General features: G+C 60.3%; 21 protein-coding genes. 11 read left to right on the top strand and 10 right to left on the bottom strand.

All coding sequences use genetic code 11. The annotated features are described in order from the left end of the window. Positions 1-83 precede the first annotated feature (83 nt). Complete coding sequence (locus LQK83_RS11975; protein ID WP_230837628.1) at positions 84-737, top strand: L,D-transpeptidase; 654 nt, start codon at positions 84-86, stop codon at positions 735-737. An 88-nt stretch (positions 738-825) separates the two neighbouring features. Here LQK83_RS11975 and LQK83_RS11970 read toward each other — a convergent pair whose 3' ends face one another. Then, positions 826-2,985: a malate synthase G gene (locus tag LQK83_RS11970; protein ID WP_230837627.1), complete on the bottom strand. Its 2,160-nt coding sequence runs from the start codon at positions 2,983-2,985 to the stop codon at positions 826-828. Between the two features lie 111 nt (positions 2,986-3,096). Beyond that, positions 3,097-5,097: a hydantoinase/oxoprolinase family protein gene (locus LQK83_RS11965; RefSeq protein ID WP_230837626.1), complete on the bottom strand. Its 2,001-nt coding sequence runs from the start codon at positions 5,095-5,097 to the stop codon at positions 3,097-3,099. Between the two features lie 259 nt (positions 5,098-5,356). Between LQK83_RS11965 and LQK83_RS11960 the strand changes: the two genes are divergently transcribed. After that, positions 5,357-5,623 carry a DUF2798 domain-containing protein gene (locus LQK83_RS11960; RefSeq protein WP_230837625.1) on the top strand — a complete coding sequence of 89 codons (267 nt, stop codon included), beginning with the start codon at positions 5,357-5,359 and terminating at the stop codon, positions 5,621-5,623. Here LQK83_RS11960 and LQK83_RS11955 read toward each other — a convergent pair whose 3' ends face one another. The 5 genes from LQK83_RS11955 to hslV form a co-directional block, all read right to left on the bottom strand. Then, entirely contained in the window at positions 5,624-6,988 is a 1,365-nt protein-coding gene (locus tag LQK83_RS11955) for a cytochrome P450 (protein WP_230837624.1), read from the bottom strand. A 165-nt stretch (positions 6,989-7,153) separates the two neighbouring features. Next, positions 7,154-8,836 carry a B12-binding domain-containing radical SAM protein gene (locus LQK83_RS11950; RefSeq protein ID WP_269065497.1) on the bottom strand — a complete coding sequence of 561 codons (1,683 nt, stop codon included), beginning with the start codon at positions 8,834-8,836 and terminating at the stop codon, positions 7,154-7,156. Positions 8,837-8,950: 114 nt separating this feature from the next. Then, positions 8,951-9,880, bottom strand: a complete 930-nt coding sequence (locus tag LQK83_RS11945; protein WP_230837655.1) for a DUF1402 family protein — start codon at positions 9,878-9,880, stop codon at positions 8,951-8,953. Between the two features lie 250 nt (positions 9,881-10,130). After that, entirely contained in the window at positions 10,131-11,438 is a 1,308-nt protein-coding gene (gene hslU, locus LQK83_RS11940) for an ATP-dependent protease ATPase subunit HslU (protein ID WP_230837622.1), read from the bottom strand. Positions 11,439-11,466: 28 nt separating this feature from the next. Then, positions 11,467-11,997, bottom strand: a complete 531-nt coding sequence (gene hslV, locus LQK83_RS11935) for an ATP-dependent protease subunit HslV (protein WP_230837621.1) — start codon at positions 11,995-11,997, stop codon at positions 11,467-11,469. A 216-nt stretch (positions 11,998-12,213) separates the two neighbouring features. Here hslV and hisB point away from each other — a divergent pair, with 216 nt between their 5' ends. The 8 genes from hisB (at position 12,214) to coaA (ending at position 17,291) form a co-directional block, all read left to right on the top strand. Further along, on the top strand, positions 12,214-12,822 hold the full coding sequence (gene hisB, locus LQK83_RS11930; protein WP_230837620.1) for an imidazoleglycerol-phosphate dehydratase HisB: 609 nt from the start codon (positions 12,214-12,216) through the stop codon (positions 12,820-12,822). Between the two features lie 49 nt (positions 12,823-12,871). Continuing rightward, positions 12,872-13,342, top strand: coding sequence for a DUF2628 domain-containing protein (locus tag LQK83_RS11925; protein ID WP_230837619.1), 471 nt, complete (start codon positions 12,872-12,874; stop codon positions 13,340-13,342). Then, a complete protein-coding gene (hisH, locus tag LQK83_RS11920) occupies positions 13,342-13,992 on the top strand; it encodes an imidazole glycerol phosphate synthase subunit HisH (RefSeq protein WP_230837618.1) in 651 nt (216 codons plus the stop codon). Before LQK83_RS11925 ends, hisH begins: the two co-directional genes overlap by 1 nt. 25 nt (positions 13,993-14,017) lie before the next feature. Next, entirely contained in the window at positions 14,018-14,755 is a 738-nt protein-coding gene (gene hisA / locus LQK83_RS11915) for a 1-(5-phosphoribosyl)-5-[(5-phosphoribosylamino)methylideneamino]imidazole-4-carboxamide isomerase (RefSeq protein WP_230837617.1), read from the top strand. Between the two features lie 38 nt (positions 14,756-14,793). Continuing rightward, on the top strand, positions 14,794-15,087 hold the full coding sequence (locus LQK83_RS11910; protein WP_230837616.1) for a hypothetical protein: 294 nt from the start codon (positions 14,794-14,796) through the stop codon (positions 15,085-15,087). Positions 15,088-15,184: 97 nt separating this feature from the next. After that, entirely contained in the window at positions 15,185-15,979 is a 795-nt protein-coding gene (gene hisF / locus LQK83_RS11905; protein ID WP_230837615.1) for an imidazole glycerol phosphate synthase subunit HisF, read from the top strand. Then, entirely contained in the window at positions 15,976-16,299 is a 324-nt protein-coding gene (locus LQK83_RS11900) for a phosphoribosyl-ATP diphosphatase (RefSeq protein ID WP_230837614.1), read from the top strand. The genes hisF and LQK83_RS11900 overlap by 4 nt, the downstream gene beginning before the upstream one ends. Beyond that, complete coding sequence (gene coaA / locus LQK83_RS11895) at positions 16,296-17,291, top strand: type I pantothenate kinase (protein ID WP_230837613.1); 996 nt, start codon at positions 16,296-16,298, stop codon at positions 17,289-17,291. The genes LQK83_RS11900 and coaA overlap by 4 nt, the downstream gene beginning before the upstream one ends. 9 nt (positions 17,292-17,300) lie before the next feature. Here coaA and LQK83_RS11890 read toward each other — a convergent pair whose 3' ends face one another. The 3 genes from LQK83_RS11890 to LQK83_RS11880 form a co-directional block, all read right to left on the bottom strand. After that, entirely contained in the window at positions 17,301-17,912 is a 612-nt protein-coding gene (locus tag LQK83_RS11890; RefSeq protein WP_230837612.1) for an alpha-ketoglutarate-dependent dioxygenase AlkB family protein, read from the bottom strand. A gap of 29 nt (positions 17,913-17,941) precedes the next feature. Further along, complete coding sequence (gene arfB / locus LQK83_RS11885; protein WP_230837611.1) at positions 17,942-18,376, bottom strand: alternative ribosome rescue aminoacyl-tRNA hydrolase ArfB; 435 nt, start codon at positions 18,374-18,376, stop codon at positions 17,942-17,944. 139 nt (positions 18,377-18,515) lie between these two features. Beyond that, positions 18,516-20,126 (bottom strand): phosphoenolpyruvate carboxykinase, encoded by a 1,611-nt coding sequence (locus tag LQK83_RS11880; protein ID WP_230837610.1) that lies wholly within the window; start codon positions 20,124-20,126, stop codon positions 18,516-18,518. 327 nt (positions 20,127-20,453) lie between these two features. Between LQK83_RS11880 and LQK83_RS11875 the strand changes: the two genes are divergently transcribed. Continuing rightward, a complete protein-coding gene (locus LQK83_RS11875) occupies positions 20,454-21,185 on the top strand; it encodes a response regulator transcription factor (RefSeq protein WP_112628918.1) in 732 nt (243 codons plus the stop codon). Positions 21,186-21,189 lie beyond the last annotated feature (4 nt).

Raw genomic sequence — 21,189 nt, 5'->3', positions numbered from 1 at the left:
TAGCCTCTGTAAAATAACGAATGAACCGGTTCTGCACGGACATGAACGTCCGGCCGGAAACCCTCCGACTTCAAGAGATTACCATGCGCCCGCGCAATCAGACAAAAATTCTCGGCATTTTCGCCGCCCTCGCCATTTCCGGTTTTGCTTCCGCCTCGCTCGCAGCACCGACCGAAGCCGGTAGCCCGGTTCCCGATGCCTATGGCAAGATCATCGACAACGGCTTCCAGCTTCCGGCCATCCCGATCCAGAAGCTCGACAAGAAGTTTCATCGCCAGATCGTCGATTTCCAGACCAAGGAAAGCCCCGGCACGGTCATCGTGAACACGCGCGAACGCTTCCTCTATTACGTTCTGTCCGGCGGCAAGGCCGTTCGTTACGGCATCGGCGTCGGCAAGCAGGGCTTTGCATGGTCCGGCACGGCTTACGTCGCCTGGAAGCAGGAATGGCCGACCTGGCATCCGCCGAAGGAAATGGCGTCCCGCAAGCCGGAAGTCGCCAAGTATGTCGAAGACGGCATGAACCCGGGCGTGACCAACCCGCTCGGCGCACGCGCCATGTATCTCTTCAATGAAAAGGGCCAGGACACGCTGTTCCGTTTGCACGGCACACCGGAATGGTCCTCCATCGGCACGGCCGCCTCTTCAGGCTGCATCCGCCTGATCAACCAGGACGTCATCGACCTCTATAGCCGCGTCCGTCCGGGCCGCAACACCAAGGTCGTCGTCATCCAGTAAGGCGATTTCGCCTCACGCTCTTGAAACGGAAAAGCCCGCGATCCGATGAGGATCGCGGGCTTTGTCTTTTTTGGCAACCTATCGAGGCTCAGCCGGCGAGCTTGGCCTTGAGCTCCAGGCGACGGCGATGCAGGACCGGCTCGGTATAGCCGTTCGGCTGTTCAAGGCCCTTGAGCACCAGTTCAAGCGCCGCCTGGAACGCGACGGAACCCTCGTAATTTACCGCCATCGGCGTATACATCGGGTCATCCGCGTTCTGCTTGTCCACGACAACGGCCATGCGCTTCAGCGTTTCAACAACCTGCGCCTCCGTGACGACGCCGTGGCGCAGCCAGTTGGCCATGTGCTGCGAGGAGATGCGCAGCGTGGCACGGTCTTCCATCAGGCCGATATTGTTGATGTCCGGAACCTTGGAGCAGCCGACGCCCTGGTCGATCCAGCGCACGACATAGCCGAGAATCCCTTGCGCATTGTTGTCCAGTTCCTTCTGGATGTCTTCCGGGCTCCAGTTCGGACGCGGGGCGACCGGAACGGAAAGAATATCGGAGAGCTTTGCGCGGCCGCGCTTGCGAAGACCGTCCTGAATGTGGGCGACATTGACGCTGTGATAGTGCGTCGCATGCAGCGTCGCTGCCGTCGGAGACGGAACCCAGGCCGTGTTCGCCCCGGCCTTCGGATGGGCGATCTTCTGCTCGAGCATCGCGGCCATCAGGTCCGGCATGGCCCACATGCCCTTGCCGATCTGGGCGCGGCCGGAGAGGCCGCATTCCAGGCCGATATCGACATTCCAGTTTTCATAGGCCGAAATCCAGGCGGCCTGCTTCATGTCGCCCTTGCGGATCATCGGACCCGCTTCCATCGACGTGTGCATTTCGTCGCCGGTGCGGTCGAGGAAGCCGGTATTGATGAAGACGACGCGCTCGCGGGCGGCGCGGATGCATTCCTTGAGGTTGACCGTCGTGCGGCGCTCCTCGTCCATGATGCCCATCTTCATCGTGTTGGGTGCCATGCCGAGCGCCTGTTCCACGCGGTTGAAGATTTCGCAGGCGAATGCGACTTCTTCCGGACCATGCATCTTCGGCTTGACGACATACATGGAGCCGGCGCGGGAATTCATGCGGCGGCCGGTGGCGCCGATATCGTGGAGCGCGATCAGGCCCGTGACCAGCGCATCCATAATGCCTTCCGGTACTTCACGACCACCGTCTAAGGTGATCGCCGGGTTGGTCATCAGGTGGCCGACATTGCGGACCAGCATCAGCGAGCGGCCGGGAAGCGTTGTTGACGCGCCATCGGGCGTCGTCAGTTCCAGATCACCGCTCAGCTTGCGGGTAAAGGTCTTGCCGTTCTTGCTGACCTCTTCCGTCAGGTCGCCCTTCATGAGGCCGAGCCAGTTGCGATATACGCCGACCTTGTCTTCGGCATCGACGGCGGCGACGGAATCCTCGCAGTCCATGATCGTCGTAAGTGCCGATTCCAGTGCGACCTCTGCAATGCCTGCCGGATCATCCTTGCCGATAAGGCTGTCCGGATCGACGAAAACGAGCGTGTGAAGGCCGTTGGTGCGGAAATACAGACGATAGGCCGTCTCGCTCTCGCGCTTGAAGCCAACATATTGAGCGGGATCGGCAAGGCCAGTGCGGCCGGCTTTCGTATCCACGAAGAGCGCGCCATTCTCGAACTCGAAGTCCGTAGCCTCCGCCCAGCTGCCACCGGCCAGTGGCAGGCTCTTGTCGAGGAAGGATTTCGCCCAGGAAACCACACGCGCGCCGCGAACGGTGTCGTATCCCTTGCCAGTCGGCAGATCACCCATCGCATCCGTGCCGTAAAGCGCATCATAGAGCGAGCCCCAGCGGGCATTGGCGGCATTCAGCGCATAGCGCGCATTGGAAACCGGAACGACAAGCTGCGGGCCGGCGACTTCGGCGATTTCCGAATCGACATTCTCGGTCGCAACCTGAAATTCAGGACCCTCTGGCAGGATATAGCCGATCTCGCGGAGATAGGCTTCATAGGCCGCCATATCGGAAGGCGCGCCGTTCTTGCGATACCAGTCGTCGAGCTTTGCCTGGAACGCATCGCGCTTTTCAAGAAGCGCGCGGTTTTTGGGCGCAAGTTCCGTCACGATCGCGGCGAAAGACCTGAAGAAGGCGTCCGCATCGACCCCGGTTCCGGGGATTGCCTCGTTCACGATAAAATCGTGAAGCTCGCTGTCGATCTTCAGCCCGTTCTTGTCGATCATGCCCATGATAACACTCCCGTCAGGTACAATGTCTGCCTTTATAGCGCAGTCTCTGCGAAGCGCCATTCCCGGTCAATGGGGCAAGAATGCCAAAGATTTTCGCCGGATTGGCAATAATCAATCGGCAACCCTCGGCCGACCGGACGCAACCGCCCTCACCCGCGCTTCCACCAGTTTGCGCTTGCCCTCGATTTCGGCGGCGTCCGCCTCTTCCGTCAGTTCCACATGCGGCTCGGCAAGGCCGCTACGGGCAGCAAGTGAGCGGGCATGCTCGGCGGCGCGAGCGCGGGCCGCCTCCAGCGCTTCGGTCTCGGAGACGAATCGCAGGGTTTCGCCCGAACCGTTGAGCAGGAAGATGCCTTCTTCCGGGCTGGTCACGAAGACCGTTACCGTTTCGCGGATCTGGCCAGCGACCGCGCCGATGGCGTTGGCGACATCTGCGTGATCGGGAATGACGGTGGGGGCGGAGAGCTCCTCTGCAATCGCCGGATAATAGACCGGGGCGGAGGCACCGAGCCCGATCAACGGTCGATCAAGCGCCAGCGAGAACCGCACGACGCCCGGCTGGCGATCCAGCGCGCGGGCAATCGCGCGGGATTTCGCCGGCTCGATACCAGTTTCGCCATCATCAGTCAGACAGGCTTCGAGAATTGCATGAGAGGATTGCCGCGTCAGGCGCTGGACGATGCAATTTGCCAAATCCTCGGCGTCCGCCGCGATCGGCTTGCCGTTGCCGCCCTTCTGACGGGCGGCGAGATCGAGGCCAAGGCGGGCGGCGGGCGCATTCCACTGGCCTTGCCGGCCAAGGATATGCAGGGCATCGGACGGCGTGATCCCGCAGATATGCGCGAGGCCTCGGGCTGCGAGCCGGTCGAGCGCGGATTTCTGAGGGGCGGTGGTCAGAAGCTGGGTCAGCGGCTGGGGCTGATCCGTGATCCGGGCATAGAGGGCAGCTTCCTGCGCCGAGAGCCCGGCGGCCATCGAATGGGGCAGACCGGTGCGAATCGCGAACAGGCCCTCGTGACGCTGCGCGTGAACCGCGCCGACCTGCTTTTCGAGTGCCGGCATGACGATGTCCGGAAAGCGATGCCCGATGAGGCTCAGCGGCAGGACGCGGCGCGGGCCGAGCTCGATTCGCGCGATGAGGCCGGCAAGGTCGATACGCACTTCGGAATCACCACCGAGCCCATAGGTGCGCATCGCGACCGCCTCGACCATCGTGCGGTGACCGCCAACCATCGCGCCATCCGGATCGAGCTTCGGTCGACCGTCTTCGAGGATTGCCACATCGGTCGTGGTGCCGCCGATATCGCTGACGACGGCACTGTCGAGACCGGTCAGGAACTGTGCACCGGCAAGGCTTGCCGCCGGGCCGGACAGGATTGTTTCGATCGGGCGAAGGCGCGCCTCTGACGCCGAGATCAGAGCCCCGTCTCCGCGCACGACCATCAGCGGCGCTGCGATGTTTCGGCTTTCCAGATAAGTCTCGCAAGCGCCCACCAGACGGCCGATCATGCCGACGAGGCGGGCGTTGAGCAGCGTGGTGAGCGCCCGGCGCGGGCCGCCAAGCTTGGAGGAGAGTTCGTGGCTGCAGGTCACCGGCAGTCCGGTCTCTCGCAGGATGAGATCGCGGACGCGCTGCTCATGGGCGGGATTCCGAACGGCGAAATAGCCGGCAACGGCAAAGGCGGAGACTTCTCCTGCCAGCTGCGGCAGCGCCTCCTGCAGCGTGTCCATCTCGAGCGGGGTTTCGCGGCCATGCACATCATGACCACCAGGGAGGAAAATCACCGGGCCTGCCTTGGCCGCCTCGCCGAGACCATCACGCGCGAGATCGTCCTCGCCAAAGCCGATCATGACGAGCGCGACACGCTGGCCCTGCCCCTCGACCAGCGCATTGGTGGCCAGAGTGGTCGACAGCGAGACCAGACGTATTTCACGTGAATCAATCTGGGCAGCAGCCAGCGCCGCATCGGCCGCACCGGCAATGCCCTCGGACAGATCGTGGCGGGTGGTCAGCGCTTTCGCCTTGGCGAGGACGCCACGCGTGTCCGAAAAAATGACGGCATCAGTGTAGGTGCCGCCGGTGTCGATGCCGAGAGAGATGATGTCTGCCACTGCCAGCCCATGCGAATGAATGACCTTAGCCGAGCGATGACATTATTAGCGGCGGCCTGCAAGCTTGCCCGCGACCTTCAGCGTTCAACTTGACCGTCATCAAGACTTGTGTTTGAACTGGGCTGTGCTTCCAGATTTGCGAGAGCACCGTAAGCGTCCGACGTCAGGCAACGCGTTCAACCGGGTTTCGTCCCCGCGAATGCAAAGCCAATCGACAGCGACGCGCCAAGACGGACCCGCAAATCGAAAGTCTATTTCCATGTCCTATGAAAACACTTCACGCGCGCCCAAACTTCCGGCGCGCTATGCCGCGTTTGTCATGCCGCTGTTTCTCTCCATCGTCATGACCTTCGTGGTCTCGGCAATTTCGACGCTGAAAAGCCTCGGTCTCAATGCCGCGTTCCTCGCGACATGGCCGACGGCTTGGGGCCTTTCCTGGCTCGTCGCCTTCCCGACCCTGTTGCTCGTCCTGCCGGTGGTTCGGTGGCTGGTCGGTCTGGTCGTCGAATCCCCGGCGCGGCGTTGATCAGACCCGTCGATCCTGCCGCTCGCGGATACGCAGCGGCAGTCCCGCCAGCGGCTGCACCGTCAGCCGCTGGACCGGCCAGGGCTTGGTGTTGGTCGTCGTTTCGAAACGGAAACGATTGAGCAGGACGGCGAGCGCGATGACCGCCTCCTGCAGCGCAAAGGTCGCGCCGATGCAGATGCGCGGCCCAGCACCGAAGGGAAGATATTGGAACCGGCCGATCTTTTCGCGGTTTCCGGGCAGGAAACGCTCCGGCATGAACTGCCGTGGCTTGTCCCAATAAAGGTTGTGGCGGTGCAGAACCCAGGGCATGACGAGGACTGCCTCGCCCGCGGGCATTTCGTAGCGCTTCCCGTTCTCGTCCGTCCAGACATCATCCTTCAGCGGCGCACGGCCAAGATTGGGGGCTGGGGGATAGAGGCGCATCGCCTCCTCAAAGGCGGCTCTTGTGTAAGGCAGAAGTTCCAGCCACTCGACCGGATCGGCTCCACTTGCCACGACGCGATCCACTTCTGCCTCGACCTGAGCACGAAAATCTGGAGCCTCAGCGAGAAGATAGAGCGTCCAGGCAAGTGAGCGAGCGGTCGTCTCATGGCCCGCACCGATGAAAGTCAGGATATTGTCCTCGATCTCCGCGCGCGTGAGGCCGTCCGGCCCTTCCAGTTCCAGAAGCAGCGTCAGGAAATCGCGCGGCGCCGTTCCATCGGCGATGCGCGGGCGGCGCTGCTCCATCGTTTCCGCCACGATACGGCGGAAATGGTTGAGCGGCCGCTGGCCTGCCCAGCGCGTGACGCGCGGCACGAAGGACGGGGCCTGAAGCAAGTCCATCGGGTCGATGCGGCCCATCGTGTGCAGCAACTTGTCGACATGTTCTGCGAAATTGCCGGCGGTGCGGACGATCTCACCGGAAAACAATGTCTCGGCCAGAATGGCGAAGGTGAGTTCGGTCATCTCCTGCGAGACATTGACCTCTGCGCCTGCCTTTGCTGAGGCCACCATGCCGTCGGCGAATTTCTGCGACTGGTCGAGCATCTGGTTGGCAAAGCCGCGGGCATGGCGCGGGGTAAAGACAGGTGCCATCGCCTTACGCGAGCGCTTCCACGTATCACCCTCGGCCGTCAGCAGGCCGTCGCGCAGGATCGGCCGAAGCACCAGCTGGCGCACCGGCTGCATGCCGTAATTGGCGGCGTTATCGACCAGAACATGGCGGATGAGGCCGGGATGATTGACGATGGTCGTCAGTTGGCCGAAAAATTTCGCCTGGATGACCGGCTGGGTATAGCTCGGCTCGCCCCAGAGTTCGAGCGGATTGCGAAAGAGCGTACGGATCACCTCAAGCCGCGAGGGCGGTGTATTTCTCGGCACGGGCGCGGGCGGTTCGAAAGCGCGAGCGCCCGCTACATTTGTTGGCGTAACCAGCCCTTTTTCTGTCTCCAAATGCAAGGCCGAATCATTTTCTCGGGCTTGGGGCTCTGCTTGCATTTCGTGCTCCTGTTCGAACGTCTGGCGACCTTTTAGCGCCGGACATTCTCAGGCGCTTATTGCTTGCAACTCCGCGCCCAAAGCTGAGGGGAGCAGATGATCGGCGGGCTCGCTGCGCTCAATCACCCCGAAACGCTCCGCCAGATCTCGCCACCAGGGATCATCAGCAAAAATTCTTTCGGCGTGCGCGCGATGCAGACGTGCCTCTTGAAAGCGGCCTTCCAGTTCGAGACACTTGGCGTAGAAGAACTGCCCAAAAGCATGTTCTGGATATTTTGAAACAACATTCTGAAAATACGGCATGGCGATATGGTGACGGCCAAGACGCATATTGGCGCTTTCAGCAAAGTTGACGCGCAATTGCGCCTCGTAAGCAAAATTTTCCACAGCGATCGGATCCACACCGGGTGCACGGATATTTGCCCTGGTGGCCACGAAATCTTCCGCTCTCGTGGTTTCGAGATAACCGTTCTCGACGCAAATATCGTAAAGGCGCGAGCCGAAGATCGGTATGGCGAGATTGATATGAATCCAATCGAATCCTGTTTCCAGCAACATATCCATCGTCTCTTTTCGGTGCTCGTCCATTTCACCTGGGAGACCAACGACGATGAAAACATGGGAGCGGACATCATGGCGCCTCAGAGCTTCCACTGCTGGGCGTATCAGCTTCTTTTTCAGGGGTTTCTTGATAATGTGGTTGAGAACATAATCTGACCCGGATTCAACCGCGAGAACCACAGCGGAAACGCCAGCCGCAGAAAAGAGAAAAGCCACCTCGTCATCAATTGCGTAAACGGCGACGCCGTTCGGAAACTCGCAACGAATCCCGAGATCCGCGAAGGCCTTGAGAAGCGTCTTCGCGCGCTCCTTGTCAAAGAAGAAATGGTCATCCTCGATCAGGAGGACCGTCATGTCGAACTCATCCCGCATTCGTGTCACATCATTGACCACGCGCTCGACCGACATGGCGCGCATGGACCGGCCATGGAGCGAGGGATTGGAACAGAAGACACAGAGGAATGGGCATCCACGCGATGTGTGGATCGCCATTTCGCGCTTGGGCCGATCGGCATAACGCTTGTCAATGCTGCGGCTGTTATAGTTATCGAGGTCAATGAAGCTGTAGTCGAACTCGGGGATTTCATCCAGCTCCTGGATAAAATCATGCTGCGGCACCTTTCCGGTCGCCAGTTGCGCCCGATCGACCCAAGCTTTGTGCTCGGTAATGACGTCCCAAGGATCTTCCGAGTCGATAAGGGCTTTCATGGGCAACTCGCCCTCGCCCTTGCAGATCGCGTCCAGCGAAGGACATGTGCGCAGCATCATTTCAAAGGCTGCCGATGGCAAGCCGCCACCACAAATCGTGAGAATTGACGGATCATGCGACTTGACGACGTCGAGTACGCTTTCCACGTAACCGAAAGACGTATTGAAAAGCGCGGACACCCCGAAGATTTGAGGCCGAAACTCAATCAGTGAAGCTTCGATCTCACGTCGAAACACTGCTTCGTATTCGTCCGTGCGCCCATCTTCCACCAACTTCTTCAAGGTGACATTCAGGTCGATGAGCCTGACGGCTTCGAGCTTGGAGCAATTGACCCTCAGATAGGCTTCCATGGAAAGAATGCCGTAGGGAATTGTGAATGATGGAAGCACTGCTGCGCGCCCTTGTGCAGCGACACCGTGAACATCGAAGTAAGGCGGTATTACGAAAAGAACTCTTCGCATTGCAATTCTCCGGTTTACGGCTTTGCTGCTTGGTTACTAAAAGCAGCATGCGCGAGGCTGTCGGGTTTGTCCCGGAAAAAGGAGATATGCAGTACAATAACTGGCTAAGACTAGCTAGAGCAGCGACTTGAGATCGGCCAGCTTCTCGTTGATCAGCCATCCGTAATAGTTCTCTTCCGGCCACTCCGGCGAGGAACGACCACGGTTCTTGGCGGCAAGCACGGCTGCGCGCGAGGCGGAATTGCCGAGATTGTAGAGCGTCGCCGTGATACCCGGGTTACCGGAAATGTCCATATCGGCGATCGAACGGTAGTCGTCGATCGACTTGCGAACGGCGGCGGCGATATAGGCCAGCGACTGATCTGGATCCATGATCGCCTTGTAGACGTCGGCGGCCTTGTTTTCGTCCAGGCGCTCATAGCCGGACTTCTGATGCACGAGGTCTGTCAGCTTGAGCGCTGTCAGCGGATTGATCTGGCCGAGACCGAAGGTCTGGCCCGCGTAGAAAGGCTGGAAGAAGACGGCGCTGAAACGGTTGTTGGGATAGGACTTGCCATTCACGGTCTTGCCGCGGAAATCCTTCTCCCAAACATCTTCGCGGCAGGTCCAAAGCGTGTAGCTGTCTTCCTTTGTCGCACAGGCAGAAAACTGCGGTTGCGACACGAACTGGTCCACGGACTGGCCGTCATAAGCGAAGCGGAAACTGTCGCCCGCATAGGACGCGGCCTTGATATAATAGCTCTGCAGCCGGTCATAGGCGTCCACATTATAGGTATGTTCGCCCACGATCGCGCCGACGATATGGATCGGGTCGATATTGTAGCGCGAGGCCGTGGCTTCGATCTTCGACATCAGCGCGCGGTCGGTCTTCAGCAGATCGCGAACCTTGTCATATTTGTCGTCGAAGGTCGTGCGGCCTTCTTTCGTGCGCTTGTAGGAGGCTCCGGGGATCGGCGGCTGTTCGGCATTGCGATTGCCCGGCGGGACCTTCAAGATATCGGCCGACCATGCGGCTGCACCCGGCAAAACAAGTGCCGCCGCCAGAAAAAGCGTTCCGATCCGCAACCCGATTTTCACGATCTTCCTACCCGTTCAAATGTCTCTTGCCGCCATGAGGGGCGCAAGTGCCTGCAAAATTTGGCGGAAAAATGCCCTTAAACGCTCGCGAGGGCAACAGCGGTTTCGCGACGCGGCCGAACTATTTCAAGAGGCGCTTCAAGGGCTGCAAAAAAGGACTGACAAAACAAGCGGGCCAGGCCGCATTTTTCGGCCGGGCCCATTTTCGATCCGACGATCAAAGAATGTAACGCGAGAGGTCCGTGTTGGCGGCAAGGTCGCCGACATGTTTCGTCACGTAATCGGAATCGACCAAAAGCTTCTCGCCCGACTTGTCGGGTGCAACATAGGAAATCTCATCCAGCACGCGTTCCATAACGGTCTGCAGACGGCGCGCGCCGATATTTTCGACCGTCCCGTTCAGATGCACTGCGACATCGGCAAGCGCATCGATGGCGTCTTCGGTAAAATCGAGTTCGATTTCTTCCGTCGCCATCAGCGCCTTGTACTGACGGATGAGGCTCGCTTCCGTTTCCGTCAGGATACGGCGGAAGTCCTCCTTGGTCAGCGCCTTCAGCTCGACGCGGATCGGTAGGCGGCCCTGAAGTTCCGGCAGCAGATCGGAAGGCTTCGAGACATGGAAGGCCCCCGACGCGATGAAGAGGATATGATCCGTCTTCACCGGGCCATATTTCGTGGCAACCGTCGTGCCTTCGACCAGTGGCAGCAGGTCGCGCTGCACGCCTTCGCGGGAAACGCCCGCGCCGAAACGGCCTTCGCCTCCGGCGATCTTGTCGATTTCATCCAGGAAAACAATACCGTCGTTTTCCGCCGAACGGATCGCCTCGCGGGTGGTCTGCTCGTTGTCGATCAGCTTGTCGGACTCATCGTTGATGAGATCGGCATAGGAATTCTTGACGGTCGTGCGGATTTTTTTCGTCCGGCCGCCCATGGCCTTGCCGAGAAGATCGGAAATGTTCAGCACGCCGATATTGGCGCCCGGCATGCCGGGGATTTCGAAACCGCCGCCTGCATTGCCCGTATCGGCGACCTCGACTTCGATTTCCTTGTCGTCCAACTGACCGTCGCGCAGTTTCTTGCGGAAGCTGTCGCGCGTGGCGGGCGATGCGGTCGTGCCGACAAGCGCATCGAGAACCCGTTCTTCGGCGTTCAGATGCGCCTTGGCCTTGACCTCGGCGCGCTTCTTTTCCTTGACCAGCACGATGCCGGCCTCGACCAGATCGCGGACGATCTGCTCGACGTCGCGGCCGACATAGCCGACTTCAGTGAACTTGGTGGCTTCCACCTTGATGAAGGGCGCACCGGCCAGACGGGCGAGACGGCGGGAGATTTCCGTCTTGCCGACGCCGGTCGGGCCGATCATCAGGATGTTCTTGGGCATGACTTCATCGCGCAGGTCGTCCGGCAATTGCTGCCGGCGCCAGCGGTTGCGCAGCGCGATCGCCACCGCGCGCTTGGCCTCATGCTGGCCAATGATATAGCGATCGAGCTCGGAGACGATCTCGCGGGGAGAGAAATTGGTCATTTGAGAGAATCCAATCGAAAATGAGGGCTTACTTGGCAGCGTCGAGGGTTTCGACGATGACATTGCCATTGGTGTAGACGCAGATGTCTGCCGCGATCGTCATCGCGCGGCGCGCCACGTCTTCAGCCGACAGGTCCGTATCCATCAGCGCGCGGGCAGCCGCAAAGGCATAATTCCCGCCCGAACCGATGGCCATCGCGCCATGTTCAGGCTCCAGCACGTCGCCGTTGCCTGTGACGGCGAGCGTAATATCCTTGTCGGCCACCAGCATCATGGCTTCCAGATTGCGCAGATACTTGTCGGTCCGCCAGTCCTTGGCGAGTTCGACGGCGGCACGCATCAGCTGGCCTGGATATTGTTCGAGCTTCTTTTCCAGACGGTCGAGCAGCGTGAAGGCGTCTGCCGTGGCGCCTGCAAAACCGGCAATTACCTCGCCGCCCTTGCCGATGCGGCGAACCTTCCGCGCGTTGCCCTTCATCACAGTCTGGCCGAGGCTCACCTGCCCGTCGCCGGCCATGACGACCTTTCCGCCTTTGCGGACCGTAATAATCGTTGTCATCAAACACCCGTTGCACCGGCTAAGCCGGCCCTTGTCAGACGCCCCTTCAGGCACGTTTCGAGACCTATGTAAGCCGTGGCGTGACGATTGCAATCCGTTGAAACGCAAGGCTCCCACGCCTATGTCTCACGCGCGCGAGACATTTCTGCTTCGCGCTGGATTCTTGACGCCCCGCCTGATATGCAGCGGGCCAAGCCTTTCTGACTGGAGTGTGCAATGGCCGAGACCATGCAAAGCCGAAGCGCGAGCATTTCCCGCAAGACGAACGAGACGTCGATCTCCGTTTCCGTCAATATCGACGGCACGGGCACATCGCGCATCTCGACGGGCGTCGGCTTTTTCGACCATATGCTGGAACAGCTGTCGCGTCATTCGCTGATCGACATGGAAATCGAGGCGAAGGGCGACCTGCATATCGATGACCATCACACGGTGGAAGATACCGGCATTGCCATCGGCCAGGCGATTTCGAAGGCACTCGGCGACCGCCGGGGCATCGCGCGCTATGCTTCGCTCGACCTTGCGATGGACGAGACGATGACCAAGGCAGCTGTCGACATCTCCGGCCGGCCGTTCCTCGTCTGGAACGTGAACTTCTCGGCACCGAAGATCGGCACGTTCGATACCGAACTGATGCGCGAATTCTTCCAGGCACTGTCGCAGCATGGCGGCATCACGCTGCATGTCATGAACCATTACGGCGCCAACAACCACCATATCGCCGAGACCTGCTTCAAGGCGGTTGCGCGGGTTCTGCGTACCGCCTGCGAGATCGACCCGCGCCAGCAAAGCCGGGTTCCTTCCACCAAGGGCATGCTGGTCTGATCCGTTCATCTGATCGGCCAAGCAGCCCGCTCCATCGGGATTGACGGAGATGGCAGCCTATATCGTTCTTTCGCCCAACGGCCGGCTCCACGATCCGGATTGCCGCTTCGTGCGCGACGGCTTTTCGTGGCTCGCCGCGATCTTTCCCGTCATCCATGCGTTCTTTCATGGGCTCACTGTGGATGCACTCGTTCTCCTGGTGGTGCGAGCCTTCGGCTTTGTCTTCCTTGCCGCCCAGGAAACAGCGGGCGCAGGCTTTATTCTTCTTACCGCCTCCAGCCTGATCTATGGTTTCGAAGCCAAACGGCGGCTGGCCGACAATCTCGCACACCGCGGCTGGAAAACCGAACGCATCATTACCGCGAGCAGCCTTGCGGATGCCGAGGCAATCCACTACGGCGAAGACGATGCGGATGAGACGGACGATCGGAATTCCAGGATCGATCCGGACGCGAGTGTCAGACCGCCTCAAGGGCCGAAACTCCAGTTCGGCATGATTGATTTTCAGAAGGGACGCTGATGCTGACCGCCATTGTCGATTACGGTTCAGGAAACCTGCGCTCCGCCACCAAGGCGTTCGAGCGCGCCGCCCGCGAGGCCAGCCTTGACCACGAGATCGTGCTGACCGCCGATCCGCATGTTGTGGCGTCCGCCAGCCATATCGTGCTGCCGGGTGTCGGCGCCTATGCCGACTGCCGCGCCGGATTGAATGCCGTCGACGGCATGGTCGAGGCGCTTCGCGAAGCGGTCGAGGTCAAGGGCAATCCCTTCCTCGGCATTTGCGTCGGCATGCAGCTCATGTCCTCGCGCGGTCTTGAAAAGACGATCACCGAAGGCCTCGACTGGATCAAGGGCGATGTCGTTCTGATCGAGCCGGACGACGCCTCACTTAAAGTGCCACAGATCGGCTGGAACACGCTGACGCTGAACCGTCCGCACCCGCTCTTCGACGGTATTCCGACCGGGCCGGACGGGCTGCATGCCTATTTCGTCCACTCTTATCACCTGAAGGCCGAGCGGGCCGATGACGTCGTGGCCGTCACCGATTACGGTGGGCCGGTCACGGCCTTCGTCGCGCATGACAACAAGGCCGGCGCACAGTTCCACCCGGAAAAGAGCCAGAAGCTCGGCCTAGCCCTGATTTCAAACTTCCTCAAATGGAAGCCATAAAGACACGAACCCTCGAGAGACGATCATGATCCTTTTTCCGGCAATCGACCTCAAGGACGGCCAGTGCGTTCGCCTCAAGCTGGGCGATATGGACCAGGCAACGATCTACAATCCCGACCCGGCAGCGCAGGCGCTGGCCTTCGAAAACCAGGGTTTCGAATGGCTGCATGTCGTGGACCTCAACGGCGCCTTCGCCGGTGAATCCGTCAATGGTGCTGCGGTCGAGGCGATCCTGAAGGCGACGAAGAACCCGGTTCAGCTCGGCGGCGGAATCCGCACACTCGAGCATATCGAGGCCTGGCTCTCCAAAGGTCTGACACGTGTCATCCTCGGCACGGTCGCTGTCCGTAATCCCGAGCTTGTCAAGGAAGCCTGCCGCAAGTTCCCGGGCCACATCGCCGTCGGCATCGACGCCAAGGGCGGCCGGGTTGCTGTCGAGGGCTGGGCGGAGGCCTCCGAGCTCGGCGTGATCGAGCTGGCGAAGAAATTCGAGGGCGCTGGCGTGTCGGCTATCGTCTACACCGACATCGACCGCGACGGCATTCTTACCGGCATCAACTGGGATTCGACCATCGAGCTGGCCGATGCCGTGAGCATTCCGGTCATCGCGTCAGGCGGTCTTGCCTCGATTGCCGATATCGTGCGCATGACCATGCCGGATGCGAAGAAGCTGGAAGGGGCGATTTCGGGCCGCGCGCTTTATGATGGCCGCGTCGATCCGGCGGAAGCGCTGGCCATTCTGCGTGAGGCAAACGGCGGATGACGGAAAGGCGGCCGGCGGGACAGAAAAGCGCAAGGGGCATGATTATCGCTTTCGCGCTGTCCGTGGCGGTCATCCTGCTTTTCGCCTTCGCGCCACTGATTTCGGCCTTCTCGGCAAGTGCGATTGCCAACGCGAATGGTTGCGCGCTGGATGAAGGCGGAGTTCATCCCTGCCTGATCGGCGGGACGGATTACGGCGAAACGCTTTCCATCATGTTCGTCCTTGGCTGGTTCGGGCTGATCACGATGCCGCTCGGCGCCCTCGCAGCCGTCGTCTGGTGCCTCATCCTGATGATCGTGCTCATCGTTAAATACAGAAGCAAGAATTCGTGACCTTCAAACGATTTGCGGTTGATCAACGCCTTGACAAGAGAGCGCTATCGCCCTTTCTACCTGAAAACAGTAATCCTTTATCGCGGGAGCGGTAGTCATGACCCTGAAAGCACGCGTAATTCCCTGCCTCGACGTCAAGGACGGGCGCGTCGTCAAGGGCGTGAGCTTTGTCAACCTCGTGGACGCCGGTGACCCGGTCGATGCCGCCAAGGCCTATGATGCGGCCGGCGCCGACGAGCTCTGCTTCCTCGACATCACGGCCTCTTCCGACAATCGTGACACGATCTTCGACGTCGTGGCGCGCACGGCTGACCATTGCTTCATGCCGGTGACGGTTGGCGGCGGCGTACGCACGGTCGGCGATATCCGTAAGCTCCTGCTGGCCGGTGCCGACAAGGTGTCGGTCAACTCGGCGGCCGTGCACAACCCGGATTTCGTTTCGGAAGCTGCCGACAAGTTCGGCGATCAATGCATTGTCGTATCCATCGATTCGAAGAAGGTTTCCAAGCCGGGCGAGACGGATCGCTGGGAAATCTTTACCCATGGCGGCCGCAACGCGACCGGCATCGATGCGGTTGAATTTGCCATCAAGATGGTCGAGCGCGGGGCTGGTGAGTTGCTCTTGACCTCCATGGACCGCGACGGGCAGAAGTCGGGCTACGATATCGGCCTCACCCGCACCATTGCGGATGCCGTGCATGTGCCGGTGATCGCATCCGGCGGCGTCGGCAATCTCGATCACATGGTCGAGGGTATTCGTGACGGCCATGCAACGGCGGTTCTCGCCGCCTCGATCTTCCATTTCGGCACCTATTCGGTCGGCGAGGCGAAGCGCTACATGGCCGAACACGGCATTGCCATGCGGCTCGATCCTGCGGGAGAGGCGGCATGAGCGGCTTTTCGCTTTCTGATCTCGAAGCCATTGTCGCCAATCGCGCCAAGGCGTCGCCGGAGGAATCCTGGACGGCCAAGCTTTATGCGGGTGGGCAGCCGAAGGCGGCGAAGAAGCTCGGCGAAGAGGCTATCGAAGCCGTGATGGCCGCCGTCACTGATGACCGCGAAAACCTCACCTACGAGGCGGCGGACCTGATCTATCATCTTCTCGTGGTTCTCGGCATTGCCGGCATCCCGATCAGCGACGTCATGGCAGAGCTCGAGCGTCGCACGGCGCAATCGGGCCTCAAGGAAAAGGCGAGCCGGAAGCCATCATGAACAGCATCGTCGGTGACATCGAAGCGGCGGAAGCCTTGGACCATTTCCAACCCAACGACTATTCCCCGTATCGATTTTTCACCGCAGACCAGTGGTCGCAGTTTCGAGCCGATACGCCGCTAACTCTCACTGCCGAAGAAGTTCGACAGCTTCGCTCGCTCAATGACCCGATCGACATTTCGGAAGTACGGCGAATCTATCTGTCCCTCTCGCGCCTGCTCTCCGCTCACGTGGAATCTTCGCAGCTTCTCTTCCGGCAGCGGCAGCGCTTTCTGTCGATGGATAATGACATCAAGACGCCCTTCGTGATCGGCATTGCCGGCTCCGTGGCGGTCGGCAAGTCGACGACGGCGCGTATCCTGAAGCAGCTACTGGCCCGCTGGCCGTCGAGCCCGAAGGTCGATCTGGTGACGACGGACGGCTTTCTCTATCCGAATGCCGTTCTGAATGCCCAGAAGATCATGGACCGGAAGGGCTTCCCCGAAAGCTACGACATCGGGCAGCTCCTGCGCTTCCTTTCCGCCATCAAGGCGGGGCAGCCGAATGTGAAGGCGCCGAAATATTCGCACCTGACCTATGACGTGCTCGACAACGAGTTCGACATTGTCGACCGTCCCGATATCCTGATCTTCGAAGGGATCAACGTCCTCCAAGCGCGCAATCTGCCGGCAGACGGCAAGATCGTGCCGATCGTCTCCGATTTCTTCGACTTCTCGATCTATATCGACGCGGAAGAAAGCCAGATTCACACCTGGTATATCGACCGCTTCATGCGGCTGCGGGAAACGGCATTCAAGAAGCCGGAATCCTACTTCCATCGCTATGCGGAAGTGAGCGAAGCGGATGCGCTGAAGATCGCGGAAGGCCTCTGGGCGAATACCAACCTGAAGAACCTGCGTGAAAACATCCTGCCGACGCGGCCGCGCGCCGATCTCATTCTGCGCAAGGGCAATAACCACCTCATCGAGGAAGTGGCGCTGCGCAAGCTTTGAGTTGAGCTATCAGGGATTGACGCGGCGCAAAGTCAGGTTCACCCGGCCCTCGCCTTTTAGAAGTGTCGAGGTTCCGGGATAGATGCGCGTCACGCCGTGAAACGCCAGCCGGCTCTTGCCTGCCAGCAGAACCACATCGCCGCTCGAAAGCTTGATCGAAGCTGCCGGTCCGGTTCGCTCCTCGCCTCCGATGCGAAACAGGCAGGTGTCGCCCAGCGAGATTGATAGCACCGGGGCCGCAAACTCCATCTCGTCGCGATCCTGATGCAAGCCCATCTTGGCCTCGGGGCCATAGAAGTTGACGAGGCAGGCTTCCGGGTCTTTCGGGTAGTTCGATAGCGCGCGCCACATGTCGAGAAGAGCTGGAGGGATGGCAGGCCATGGCTTGGCGTTCACGGGATGCGTGGGCTGATAACGATATCCCCGCTCCTTGTCGGTCACCCAGCCCAGCGCACCGAAATTCGTCATGCGGACCGACATGGGCTTGCCGGTCTTTGGCATGGTGGGCGTAAAAAGCGGAGCCTCGGTGACACCGGCGCGAACGGCCTCAAGCAGCGAGGCCTGAGCCTCCCGGTCAAGATAGCCGGGCAAATAGATGAAATCTTCGGGAAGCTCTTTCATCGCCCTACTCCTCAGATCGTTCTACGCCTTCAATCGCCACCCGGTTTGCCGCGCATCTTCTTGATCTCAGAGCGGCCGGACTTGGCCTTCAGTCTGCGTTCGATGGAACCCTTGGTCGGCTTCGTCTTCCGGCGCGGCGGCGGTGGGGGCTGCATCGCCTCAACGATCAGTGCCTTCAGGCGTTCCCGGGCATCTTCCCGGTTGCGGTCCTGGCTGCGAAAGCGACTTGCCTCGATGAGCAGCACGCCCTCCTTCGACAGTCGGCGACCGGCGATCTTGGCGGCGCGCTCCTTGACGGTATCGGACAACGAGGGCGAGGCCATCAGCGGGAAGAAGAGCTGGACGGCGCTCGCGACCTTGTTGACATTCTGCCCGCCGGGCCCGCCGGCGAGGATGAACTGCTCGGTCAGTTCCCAGCCGTTGATCGTGACGCGGCTCGAGATGATGAGGTCTTCGCTGGCCATTCTTCCTATTCCTGCGGCGTTGCGGACGCTGACCTCTATTTCACATGTTCCGCCGGCGTCAAACAACCCGGAAACGGGAAAACCCGGCGCGCGTTCCAGCACACCGGGTTTCACGTGAATCCGTCTGTGGTCCTCTGGCTTATTCAGCCGCCAGACGGGTGCCGGGGGCGGCGTCACGGACGCTGCCATCGACGTGATTTTCGAACTTGGCAAAGTTGGCGACGAACATGTCGACCAGCTTGCGGGCTTGGGCATCATAGGCTGCGCCATCGCTCCAGGTGGAACGCGGATCAAGGATCTCCGTGTCGACGCCTTCAACAGCGACCGGCACACGGAAGCCGAAGTTCGGGTCGACGCGGAACTCGACATTGTTCAGCGAGCCATCGAGAGCTGCCGTCAGAAGCGCGCGGGTCGCCTTGATCGGCATGCGCTTGCCGGTACCGTAAGCGCCGCCGGTCCAGCCGGTGGAGACGAGCCAGCAGTTGACGCCATGCTTGGCGATCAGGTCCTTCAGCAGGTTGCCGTATTCCGACGGATGACGCGGCATGAAGGGTGCGCCGAAGCAGGTCGAGAAGGTGGCTTCCGGCTCGGTCACGCCCTTTTCCGTGCCGGCAACCTTGGCGGTGTAACCGGACAGGAAGTGGTACATGGCCTGTTCGGGCGTCAGCTTTGCAATCGGCGGCAACACACCGAAAGCGTCCGCCGTCAGCATGATGATGTTCTTCGGCTGGCCCGCACGACCCGTCGCCGAGGCATTCGGGATGAAGTGCAGCGGATAGGCGCTTCGGGTGTTTTCCGTGGCCGAAGCATCGTCGAAGTTCGGAACGCGGGCGTCATCGAGAGCCACGTTTTCCAGAACCGTGCCGAAGCGGCGCGAGGCGGCGTAGATTTCCGGCTCGGCTTCTGCCGACAGACGGATGGTCTTGGCATAGCAGCCGCCTTCGAAGTTGAAGACGCCGTCTTCGCCCCAGCCGTGCTCGTCGTCACCGATGAGCGTACGGGTCGGGTCAGCCGAGAGCGTGGTCTTGCCGGTGCCGGAAAGGCCGAAGAAGACAGCCGTATCGCCAGCGGGGCCAACGTTTGCCGAGCAGTGCATCGGCATGACCTTCTTGGCCGGCAGCAGGTAGTTCAGCGCCGTAAAGACAGACTTCTTCATCTCGCCGGCATAGGACGTGCCGCCGATGAGGACGACGCCGTTTTCGAGATCGCACGCAATGACCGTTTCGGTGCGGCAGCCATGACGCTCCGGATTGGCGCGGAAGGACGGCAGATCGATGATCGTCAGCTTCGGCAGGAAGCTTGCGAGCGCCGACTGGTCCGGGCGGATCAGCAGGTTGCGGATGAACAGCGAGTGCCAGGCATATTCGGTGACGACGCGGGTCGGCAGTGCATTGTCGGCGTCAGCGCCACCGATGAGGTCCTGCACATAGAGCGACTTGCCTTCAGCGAAGTGCAGCATGTCGTTGTAGAGCACTTCGAAATGCAGCGGCGACATGGGCTTGTTGTTGTCCCACCAGATCTGATCGTCGGTCTTGGTGTCGCGGACGACGAACTTGTCCTTGGCGGAGCGGCCCGTGTGCTGGCCGGTCATGGCGCGCAGCGCACCATCAGCCGTCAGAACGGCTTCGCCATTGCGGATGGCCTCTTCGTAAAGGGATGCTTCCAGGAAGTTATAGCGAACCGTCGCCAGATTCCTGAAGCCGATCTTTGCCAGACCGTTGGCCTGGTTGCGAACGCCGAGCTCCTCCATCGTGCAAAATCCTTTTCTAACTCATTGCACCGTCGATGTGGGCGAACATAGGCAGAGTTTTTTAAAAAGACAATTGGCAAAACGTATAATTTTACAATGATATCAATATATTAATCGATTTAATTTTCCAACCGATTTTTTAAATCGTTTGAAGAAAGTCCCCGTAAGACGATTTTGTCCGAGCGGTAAAAAATTGCGTGCGGGTGCGGGCTCTTTCCGCTTGCCACAATTTGTTCCACCTTTATCCTCAAGAAGCGAACCGACTCAAACGGGCGCGGCCTGACATGCCGGCTGCGCCACGCGATCGTATGAAGGAGATGAATGCCCATGCTGACAATTGCACTCGTGGACGATGACCGGAACATTCTGACGTCTGTTTCGATCGCCCTCGAAGCGGAGGGTTACAAGGTCGAGACCTATACAGATGGCGCATCCGCCCTCGAGGGTCTTCTGGCTCGCCCCCCGCAGCTTGCAATTTTCGACATCAAGATGCCGCGCATGGACGGCATGGAACTGCTGCGTCGCCTGCGCCAGAAATCCGATCTGCCGGTGATCTTCCTGACCTCCAAGGATGAAGAGATCGACGAACTTTTCGGCCTGAAGATGGGCGCGGACGATTTCATCACCAAGCCGTTCTCGCAGCGTCTGCTGGTGGAGCGCGTGAAGGCGGTGCTTCGCCGGGCCGCAAGCCGCGAGGCTGCCGCCATTGCCGGCACCACGGCAAAGCCGGGTGCCGCAGCCGCCGCGCCGTCGCGTTCGCTGGAACGCGGGCAGCTCATCATGGACCAGGAGCGCCATACCTGCACGTGGAAGGGCGAGCCGGTCACGCTGACCGTCACCGAATTCCTCATCCTGCATTCGCTGGCACAGCGTCCAGGCGTGGTAAAAAGCCGCGATTCGCTTATGGACGCGGCCTATGACGAACAGGTATATGTCGACGACCGGACGATCGACAGCCACATCAAGCGGCTGCGCAAGAAGTTCAAGATGGTTGACACGGAATTCGACATGATCGAGACGCTCTATGGCGTCGGATACAGGTTCCGCGAAGCCGCCTGAACCA

The sequence above is a fragment of the Rhizobium sp. C1 genome, from assembly GCF_021026335.1.
Taxonomy (GTDB): domain Bacteria; phylum Pseudomonadota; class Alphaproteobacteria; order Rhizobiales; family Rhizobiaceae; genus Ensifer_A.
Note: the sequence above shows the minus strand (reverse complement) of the source record. Positions and strands in the feature narration are given on the sequence as shown.

Bases quoted from the DNA above. Each gene is read 5' to 3' on its own strand.
- coaA (WP_230837613.1), top strand. From the start codon at position 16,296: ATGAACAGCATCGTCGGTGACATCGAAGCGGCGGAAGCCTTGGACCAT.
- LQK83_RS11925 (WP_230837619.1), top strand. From the start codon at position 12,872: ATGGCAGCCTATATCGTTCTTTCGCCCAACGGCCGGCTCCACGATCCG.
- LQK83_RS11950 (WP_269065497.1), bottom strand. From the start codon at position 8,836: ATGCGAAGAGTTCTTTTCGTAATACCGCCTTACTTCGATGTTCACGGT.
- LQK83_RS11900 (WP_230837614.1), top strand. From the start codon at position 15,976: ATGAGCGGCTTTTCGCTTTCTGATCTCGAAGCCATTGTCGCCAATCGC.
- hisF (WP_230837615.1), top strand. From the start codon at position 15,185: ATGACCCTGAAAGCACGCGTAATTCCCTGCCTCGACGTCAAGGACGGG.
- LQK83_RS11910 (WP_230837616.1), top strand. From the start codon at position 14,794: ATGATTATCGCTTTCGCGCTGTCCGTGGCGGTCATCCTGCTTTTCGCC.
- LQK83_RS11880 (WP_230837610.1), bottom strand. From the start codon at position 20,126: ATGGAGGAGCTCGGCGTTCGCAACCAGGCCAACGGTCTGGCAAAGATC.
- hisA (WP_230837617.1), top strand. From the start codon at position 14,018: ATGATCCTTTTTCCGGCAATCGACCTCAAGGACGGCCAGTGCGTTCGC.
- hisH (WP_230837618.1), top strand. From the start codon at position 13,342: ATGCTGACCGCCATTGTCGATTACGGTTCAGGAAACCTGCGCTCCGCC.
- LQK83_RS11875 (WP_112628918.1), top strand. From the start codon at position 20,454: ATGCTGACAATTGCACTCGTGGACGATGACCGGAACATTCTGACGTCT.
- LQK83_RS11975 (WP_230837628.1), top strand. From the start codon at position 84: ATGCGCCCGCGCAATCAGACAAAAATTCTCGGCATTTTCGCCGCCCTC.
- LQK83_RS11890 (WP_230837612.1), bottom strand. From the start codon at position 17,912: ATGAAAGAGCTTCCCGAAGATTTCATCTATTTGCCCGGCTATCTTGAC.
- hslV (WP_230837621.1), bottom strand. From the start codon at position 11,997: ATGACAACGATTATTACGGTCCGCAAAGGCGGAAAGGTCGTCATGGCC.
- hisB (WP_230837620.1), top strand. From the start codon at position 12,214: ATGGCCGAGACCATGCAAAGCCGAAGCGCGAGCATTTCCCGCAAGACG.
- LQK83_RS11960 (WP_230837625.1), top strand. From the start codon at position 5,357: ATGTCCTATGAAAACACTTCACGCGCGCCCAAACTTCCGGCGCGCTAT.
- arfB (WP_230837611.1), bottom strand. From the start codon at position 18,376: ATGGCCAGCGAAGACCTCATCATCTCGAGCCGCGTCACGATCAACGGC.
- LQK83_RS11970 (WP_230837627.1), bottom strand. From the start codon at position 2,985: ATGGGCATGATCGACAAGAACGGGCTGAAGATCGACAGCGAGCTTCAC.
- hslU (WP_230837622.1), bottom strand. From the start codon at position 11,438: ATGACCAATTTCTCTCCCCGCGAGATCGTCTCCGAGCTCGATCGCTAT.